Source organism: Haemophilus sp. oral taxon 851 str. F0397, assembly GCF_000242295.1.
In the GTDB taxonomy this organism is placed as follows: domain Bacteria; phylum Pseudomonadota; class Gammaproteobacteria; order Enterobacterales; family Pasteurellaceae; genus Haemophilus.
The window spans coordinates 1-8,116 of sequence record NZ_JH591075.1 but is presented as its reverse complement, the minus strand read 5'-3'; the positions used below and the strand labels follow the sequence as shown (position 1 = coordinate 8,116).

Sequence of the window (8,116 nt, the reverse complement as noted above, 5' to 3'; positions counted from 1 at the left end):
TTGTAAAAATATTTAAAAAAATGATCTTTTGATTAAAGCGCAAGCGATTAGAGCAAAATATAGATATTTTGAGCTATTTTTTTAAACGTTTTAAAATTCTAGGCAGATCAACTATAGAATCTAACACATAATCAGCTACTCTCTCGCCTTCCTCTGTTACTGGTTTACCTGTACGAACCAATACGTTCATTTTCACCTTCGCACCAATTCCCGCTTTTAGATCTTCAACTTTATCTCCAACCATAATAGATTGCGTAGGATCGATCTTTAATTCCTTGATCGCTTGCAATAGCATGCCAGGTTTAGGTTTCCGGCAATCACAGTCTTCTTTATATTCACCTTTTCCCTCAGGATGATGTGGGCAATAATAAATACCATCCAGATCCACATCTTGTTCAGCCAATGACCAATCCATCCATTCTGTTAACTGTAAAAACTGCTCCTCAGAAAAATAACCACGCGCAATTCCAGATTGATTGGTAATCAACACCAACATATATCCCATTTTCTTTAATTCTCGCAATGCATCAATCGCACCATCAATAAACTTAAAGTTATCAATTTCGTGTACATAACCGTAATCAATATTTAACGTACCATCGCGATCTAAAAAAATAGCCTTATTCATTCTCTTACCTTTCATACGTATCAAATTGACGAAAATTATCTATTTAATCCAAGCAATTAGCAAATATAACTCATAACCAATCTGTCTAAAAAAGATAATCTGACATATTGACATAGCAATCTAGACGTCTAGAATACCGAAACAGATTTAAAAACAGTAAATAAAAAGGGCTTATATGATTAAGCTAAGCAATATAACGAAGATTTTTGAGCTGCCTAGCAAGAAATTGACTGCGCTTGATAATGTCTCATTAAACATCGAAAAAGGTCAAATTTGCGGAGTAATTGGCGCATCTGGCGCAGGAAAAAGTACATTAATTCGATGTGTAAACTTATTAGAAAAACCAACTAGCGGTTCCGTTATTGTGGACGGTGTAGAATTAACAGGACTTTCTGATCGCGAGTTAGTACGTGCTCGTCGTCAAATTGGAATGATTTTTCAGCATTTCAATTTACTAAGTTCTCGCACCGTATTTGAAAACGTGGCATTACCCTTAGAATTGGAAGGTGAGCCAAAAGCAAAAATCCAAGAAAAAATTACCGCACTTTTAGAGCTTGTTGGTCTAAGTGAAAAACGTGATGCTTACCCAAGTAATCTTTCGGGTGGGCAAAAACAACGTGTAGCCATTGCACGCGCCTTAGCCAGCGATCCTAAAGTCTTATTATGTGATGAAGCCACTAGCGCATTAGATCCTGCAACGACACAATCTATTCTGAAATTATTAAAAGAAATTAACCGCACTTTAGGTATTACGATTTTGTTAATTACCCATGAAATGGAAGTTGTTAAACAGATTTGTGATCAAGTTGCCGTTATTGATCAAGGTCGCCTAGTTGAACAAGGTACTGTCGGTGAAATTTTTGCAAATCCTAAAACAGAATTAGCACAAGAGTTTATTCGTTCGACCTTCCACATCAGTCTACCTGATGAATATTTAGAAAATCTTACTGATACGCCGAAACACAGCAAAGCGTATCCAATTATCAAATTTGAGTTTACGGGTCGCTCAGTCGATGCACCGTTACTTTCTCAAGCATCAAAAAAATTTGGTGTGGAGCTAAGTATCTTAACCTCACAAATTGATTATGCTGGAGGCGTGAAATTTGGTTATACCATTGCTGAAGTAGAAGGCGACGAAGATGCTATTACACAAACCAAAGTTTATTTGATGGAAAACAATGTGCGCGTGGAGGTACTTGGTTATGTTCAATGATTTTTTTGCAACATTCAGCCAACAATTAACATCTCAAATGTGGGGTGTTGTCGCAACAGCAACTTATGAAACTATTTATATCAGCTTTGCATCTACTTTACTTGCCGTAGTAGTCGGCGTGCCTGTTGGTGTATGGACTTTCTTAACTGGAAAAAATGAGATTTTACAAAATAACCGCACTCATTTTGTGTTAAACACGATTATTAATATCGGGCGCTCTATTCCATTTATTATTTTACTCTTAATCTTATTACCTGTAACACGTTTCATCGTGGGAACTGTATTAGGTACAACGGCAGCAATTATTCCATTAAGCATTTGTGCGATGCCATTCGTGGCTCGCTTAACTGCTAATGCATTAATGGAAATTCCAAATGGTTTAACCGAAGCTGCTCAAGCAATGGGGGCTACTAAATGGCAAATTGTACGTAAATTCTATTTGCCAGAAGCACTACCTACACTCATTAATGGCATCACCCTCACGCTGGTCACTTTAGTTGGTTACTCGGCAATGGCGGGGACGCAAGGCGGCGGTGGCTTAGGTAGCCTAGCTATCAACTACGGCGTATATCGCAATATGCCTTATGTCACTTGGGTGGCAACCATTATTATTGTGCTATTCGTTATGATTAGCCAAAAACTCGGCGATACACTGGCTAAAAAAGTGGATCATCGTTAATTAAACACAACTCTTAACTTAAACAGGAAGGAAATCCTATGAAATTAAAACAACTTTTTGCAATCACTGCAATCGCATCAGCTCTCGTTTTAACAGGCTGTAAAGAAGATAAAAAACCTGAAGCTGCAGCTGCACCACTTAAAATCAAAGTCGGCGTGATGTCTGGTCCTGAGCACCAAGTTGCAGAAATTGCAGCAAAAGTCGCTAAAGAAAAATATGGTTTAGACGTTCAATTCGTTGAATTCAATGACTACGCATTACCAAATGAGGCGGTATCTAAAGGTGATTTAGATGCAAACGCAATGCAACATAAACCTTATTTAGATGAAGATGCAAAAGCGAAAAATTTAAATAACTTAGTCATCGTGGGTAATACTTTCGTTTATCCATTAGCGGGTTATTCTAAAAAAATCAAAAATGTGAATGAATTACAAGAAGGTGCTAAAGTTGTTATTCCTAACGATCCAACAAACCGTGGCCGTGCATTAATTCTTCTTGAAAAACAAGGCTTAATCAAATTAAAAGATGCAAATAACCTTCTTTCAACTGTATTAGATATTGTTGAAAATCCGAAAAAATTAAACATCACTGAAGTAGATACTTCTGTTGCGGCACGCGCATTAGACGATGTTGATTTAGCTGTAGTAAACAATACTTATGCGGGTCAAGTAGGCTTAAATGCTCAAGATAACGGTGTATTTGTAGAAGATAAAGATTCTCCATATGTGAACATTATTGTTTCTCGTACCGATAACAAAGACAGCAAAGCTGTTCAAGACTTCGTAAAATCTTATCAAACAGAAGAAGTTTACCAAGAAGCTAAAAAACACTTTAAAGATGGTGTTGTAAAAGGTTGGTAATTTCTACCGCACTTTAGCTCATTACTAAATCCCTTGCTCTGCAAGGGATTTTTTATATCTTATCTTCTAATTTCCTAAAATTAAAGATCACATAAGTAACAATACCTTGATAAATTCAGGGCATGAAAAAACCGCACTATAGAAGTGCGGTAATTTTTTTAATTATCCCTAATCAAGGATTAATGTATTTTTTCTACTTGACCAAATTCTAGTTCAACAGGTGTAGCACGACCAAAGATTGATACAGAAACTTTTAAGCGACCTTTTTCATAATCCACTTCTTCTACTGTACCATTAAAGTCTGCAAATGGACCTTCCGCCACACGAACCTCTTCACCAGGATGATACTCATTGCGGTGACGTGGTTTATCTGTAGTCTGTTCTAATCGATTTAAAATAGCATCCGCTTCTCGTTTAGAAATTGGCGCTGGTTTATCAGGTGTACCACCAATGAATCCCATAACACGCGGAACACTTTTCACCAAGTGCCATGTTTCATCATTCATTTCCATTTCTACGAGCACATAGCCAGGGAAAAACTTACGTTCGCTTTTACGACGTTTACCTGCAACATTCTCAACAACTTCTTCAGTTGGAACTAACACTTCACCAAATTGGTCTTCCATTTGTTGCTGTTTAATGTATTCACGCAAAGTTAAAGCCACTCGGCTTTCAAAACCAGAAAACGCCTGTAATACATACCAACGTTTTTTTGATACAGTTGTTTCTTCAGTCATTTTAGAATCTCAAATCAGTTAAGAAATTAATTACTGTGACAATAATCGAATCTGTCGCCCAGAAAAATAAGGATGCAATGATTGTTACCCCAATTACGATTAATGTAGTTTGACGCGCTTCTTGGCGACTTGGCCATACCACTTTTTGCGCTTCTATTTTTGAATCTTTAAAGAATGTACGAGCTTTTGTACCTTGATTAGTAATTGCTGCAAATGCAAAAGCAATCACTAACGCAATGACTACACCCACTACACGAATAGGTAATGAATATACTTTTTGGAAATAAACATTACCAATTGCAGCTGCCGCAAAAAAGACTGCGACTAAAATCCAAAGAAGGGTATTTAATCCTTTAGATTTACCTTCTACCACCGTTTCTGGTGCATTTTTCTTTTTATCAACAATTTCAGTTGCCATAAATTGAATCCGTTATTTACTTAGGAAAATAAGAATAAAGTTATAAGAACGTGCGATTGTAGCATTTTCTTTTCGCCTTGCCTATTGAAAATCATTAAGCAAAATAGAAAACATCGGGAAAAACAACCCCACTTTTCTATTAAGAATGATATTCTAATTTTGGAGCGGTATTATCTACAATGGTACTTTCATCCACGACTACTTTACGTAAATTTTCGATAGATGGTAAATCATACATCGTATCCAGCAATACAGCCTCGACAATAGAACGTAAACCACGTGCGCCGGTTTTTCTTTCAAGCGCTTTCTTCGCCATTGCTTTTAAAGCTTCTGGAGTGAATTCTAACTCCACATTTTCAAGTCCAAATAAAGCTTGATATTGTTTAGTTAAGGCATTTTTAGGCTGTGTAAGAATTTGCACAAGAGCTTCTTCATCTAATTCACTTAGTGGAGAAATCATTGGTAAACGCCCAATAAATTCTGGAATTAAACCAAACTTCATTAAATCATCTGGTTCTACTTGGCGAAATAATTCAGAAAGAGACTTTTCTTCTTCATCCTTTTCTACTTTCGCACTAAAACCGATGCTCGTACTTGTTTGTGTACGTTTACTGATAATTTTATCCAATCCCGCAAATGCCCCTCCGCAGATAAAGAGAATTTTTGACGTGTCCAATTTCACCATTTCTTGCTGCGGATGTTTACGCCCGCCTTGAGGAGGAATAGAAGCCACTGTACCTTCAATGAGTTTTAACAAAGCTTGTTGTACACCTTCACCTGATACATCTCGAGTAATTGATGCGCCTTCCGATTTACGGCTAATTTTATCGATTTCATCAATATAGATAATGCCTTGCTCAGCTTTTTCAGTATTATACTCACAATTTTGTAAAAGCTTCTGTAGGACATTTTCTACATCTTCACCCACATAGCCAGCCTCAGTCAATGTCGTTGCGTCAGCCATCGCAAAAGGCACATTTAAGCGACGAGCTAATGTTTGAGCAAGCAATGTTTTACCACTACCTGTTGGTCCAATAAGCAAGATATTACTTTTACCGAGCTCAACATCATTATTTTCATGATTAGTTCGTAAGCGTTTATAATGATTGTAAACTGCGACAGAAAGCACTTTTTTCGCATAATCTTGGCCAATAACATAATCATCTAAATGAGCACGAATTTCGTGAGGAGTAGGTAATTTCTCCTCATTTTCTGCCGCACTTTCGTCTACACTTTCATCATTACTTTCTTCAAGCATTGAATGACAAAGTTCAATACACTCATTGCAAATATAGCCGTCTGCACCAGCAATTAATTTATCTACTTCGCCTTTTTCTTTTCCGCAAAAAGAGCAATGTAAATCTTTATCTTTGTCTGACATGTGTTTCCTTAACGTTTAATTAAAATTTCATCAACTAAACCATACGCTTTTGCTTCTTCAGCTGACATAAAGTTGTCGCGATCTGTATCTTTCTCAATTCGTTCGATACTTTGCCCAGTATGGAATGCTAGACGATCGTTTAAGGTGTGTTTAATTTTCAAAATTTCTTGTGCATGAATTTGAATATCGGATGCTTGACCACGGAAACCTCCCAAAGGTTGGTGAATCATCACTCGCGCATTTGGTAACGCGGCTCGTTTGCCCGCGGTTCCGCCAGCAAGCAAGAATGCACCCATTGAGCATGCCTGACCGATACAAAGTGTACGAATATCTGGCTTAATAAATTGCATTGTGTCGTAAATAGCCATACCTGCGGTCACAGAACCACCGGGAGAGTTGATATAGATATTGATATCTTTAGTTGGATCTTCTGACTCTAAAAAAAGCAGCTGTGCCACAATGAGATTTGCCATACGATCTTCTACTTCACCACTGAGGAAGATCACACGCTCTTTTAATAAACGGGAATAAATGTCGTATGAACGCTCGCCACGCGAAGTCTGTTCAACAACCATAGGAATTACACTCATTTTCTTACCTTTTTCACTAAAATTGCTAATTATTTTACTCTAAATAACCTACAAATAAAAATGCGGTCGCTTTTGTTAAAAAGAGCGACCGCACTTTTATTCAATCATAACGATATTAATTAATCATTATGCTTGTGGATTCATAATTTCATCAAACGAAGAAACTTTTTCAGTAACTTGAGCTTTAGCAAGTACTGCATCCACCGCTTGTTCTTCTAATACTACATTACGAATATTGTTCATTAACTCTTCGTTTTTACTATAGTATTCAACAACCTCAGCTGGTTGCTCGTAAGCTGATGCAATATCTGCAATCATGGCTTTAGCACGTTCTTCATCAGCTTTTAATTCATTAGATTTAATCACTTCAGAGAATAATAAACCTACTTGAACACGACGAGTTGCCTCCGCTTCAAATAATTCACGTGGTAACTGTGCAGCTTGTTGTGCATTACCGCCAAAACGTTGAGCAGCTTGATTGCGTAATACATTAATTTCTTCTTCTACTGCAGAAGCTGGAACTTCAATTGGATTTTGTTCAATTAACCCATTGATTACTTGTTGTTTAACACGTGAAACTAATGCATTTTTCAATTCACGCTCCATATTCTTACGAATTTCTACACGTAAATCTGCAACAGATTTAGTATTCGGACCGAACTTAGCAACAAACTCATCTGTTAACTCAGGTAACACCATGTTTTCTACTTTTTTCAAGGTGATTGCAAATTTTGCCGCCTTACCTTTTAAGTTTTCTGCATGGTATTCAGCAGGGAAAGTTACATTAATATCAAATTGCTCACCTGCTTTATGGCCTACGATACCATCTTCAAAACCAGGAATCATACGACCTTGTCCCATAAATAATACGAAGTCAGATGCTTTACCGCCTTCAAACTCTTCGCCATCTACAGAACCAACAAAATCAATAGTTACGCGATCATCTGCTTCCGCTGCAGAGTCGGTTTCTGCCCAAGTTGCTTGTTGTTTACGTAACACATCAACCATTTTATCAATATCAGCTTCTGTGATTTCAACAGTTGGTTTTTCAACTTTAATATTCTCTAAACCTTGTAACTTAACTTCTGGATAAATTTCAAAAGTTGCGGTGAAAACTAGATCTTTACCTTCTTCAAAAGTTTCAATACCAAAAGTTGGACGACCTGCAATATTAATCTTTTCTGCAATCACGGCATCAAAAAAATGACGTGGTAATAAATCGTTTAATACATCTTGACGGATTGATGCACCGAAACGTTGTTCGATAATATGAGCAGGAACATGGCCTTTACGGAAACCATCTACACGCACATTTTTTGATGCACGTTTAAATTCTTCACGAACTGCTTTAGATACAGTTTCAGCTGGAACGGTGATCGCTACACGGCGTTCTAAACCTTGAGTTGTTTCAATATTTAATGACATTTGTTACCTCAATTAATTTGCACTCGGTAAAAATCCACACCGAACACGTTTGTTAAATAAAATAAGATGCTCAATTATAACGAAAGAAATGTAACCAGTCGATAAAATACTGATTAAAAAATCACATTTTGATAACTTTCAAATATCACCTATAAACAAAAAGTGCGGAGAATTTTCCCCGCACT

The 8,116-nt window shown here is 37.0% G+C and carries 9 protein-coding genes; 3 read left to right on the top strand and 6 right to left on the bottom strand.

Features of this window, described 5'->3' with window-relative positions; genetic code table 11:
* Nucleotides 1-73: 73 nt before the first annotated feature.
* Nucleotides 74-628 carry a D-glycero-beta-D-manno-heptose 1,7-bisphosphate 7-phosphatase gene (gmhB, locus tag HMPREF9096_RS05355; protein WP_032803346.1) on the bottom strand — a complete coding sequence of 185 codons (555 nt, stop codon included), beginning with the start codon at nucleotides 626-628 and terminating at the stop codon, nucleotides 74-76.
* A gap of 175 nt (nucleotides 629-803) precedes the next feature.
* On the opposite strand from gmhB, the gene metN reads away from it, so the two are divergent.
* The 3 genes from metN to HMPREF9096_RS05370 are packed head-to-tail and all read left to right on the top strand — an operon-like array spanning nucleotide 804 to nucleotide 3,380.
* Nucleotides 804-1,841 (top strand): methionine ABC transporter ATP-binding protein MetN, encoded by a 1,038-nt coding sequence (metN, locus tag HMPREF9096_RS05360; protein WP_009500269.1) that lies wholly within the window; start codon nucleotides 804-806, stop codon nucleotides 1,839-1,841.
* On the top strand, nucleotides 1,831-2,520 hold the full coding sequence (locus tag HMPREF9096_RS05365) for a methionine ABC transporter permease (RefSeq protein WP_009500268.1): 690 nt from the start codon (nucleotides 1,831-1,833) through the stop codon (nucleotides 2,518-2,520). The genes metN and HMPREF9096_RS05365 overlap by 11 nt, the downstream gene beginning before the upstream one ends.
* A 38-nt stretch (nucleotides 2,521-2,558) precedes the next feature.
* Entirely contained in the window at nucleotides 2,559-3,380 is an 822-nt protein-coding gene (locus tag HMPREF9096_RS05370) for a MetQ/NlpA family lipoprotein (RefSeq protein WP_009500267.1), read from the top strand.
* A gap of 179 nt (nucleotides 3,381-3,559) precedes the next feature.
* Here the strand turns inward: HMPREF9096_RS05370 and nusG are convergent, their stop codons facing one another.
* The 5 genes from nusG to tig all read right to left on the bottom strand — a co-directional run bounded on the left by nusG (nucleotide 3,560) and on the right by tig (nucleotide 7,931).
* Nucleotides 3,560-4,117 (bottom strand): transcription termination/antitermination protein NusG, encoded by a 558-nt coding sequence (nusG, locus tag HMPREF9096_RS05375; protein WP_009500266.1) that lies wholly within the window; start codon nucleotides 4,115-4,117, stop codon nucleotides 3,560-3,562.
* A 1-nt stretch (nucleotide 4,118) separates the two neighbouring features.
* A complete protein-coding gene (secE, locus tag HMPREF9096_RS05380; RefSeq protein WP_009500265.1) occupies nucleotides 4,119-4,535 on the bottom strand; it encodes a preprotein translocase subunit SecE in 417 nt (138 codons plus the stop codon).
* Between the two features lie 139 nt (nucleotides 4,536-4,674).
* Nucleotides 4,675-5,916, bottom strand: coding sequence for an ATP-dependent protease ATP-binding subunit ClpX (clpX, locus tag HMPREF9096_RS05385; RefSeq protein WP_009500264.1), 1,242 nt, complete (start codon nucleotides 5,914-5,916; stop codon nucleotides 4,675-4,677).
* A gap of 8 nt (nucleotides 5,917-5,924) precedes the next feature.
* Nucleotides 5,925-6,536, bottom strand: a complete 612-nt coding sequence (gene clpP / locus HMPREF9096_RS05390) for an ATP-dependent Clp endopeptidase proteolytic subunit ClpP (RefSeq protein WP_301279386.1) — start codon at nucleotides 6,534-6,536, stop codon at nucleotides 5,925-5,927.
* Nucleotides 6,537-6,632: 96 nt separating this feature from the next.
* Nucleotides 6,633-7,931, bottom strand: a complete 1,299-nt coding sequence (gene tig, locus HMPREF9096_RS05395) for a trigger factor (RefSeq protein WP_009500262.1) — start codon at nucleotides 7,929-7,931, stop codon at nucleotides 6,633-6,635.
* Nucleotides 7,932-8,116: the final 185 nt, after the last annotated feature.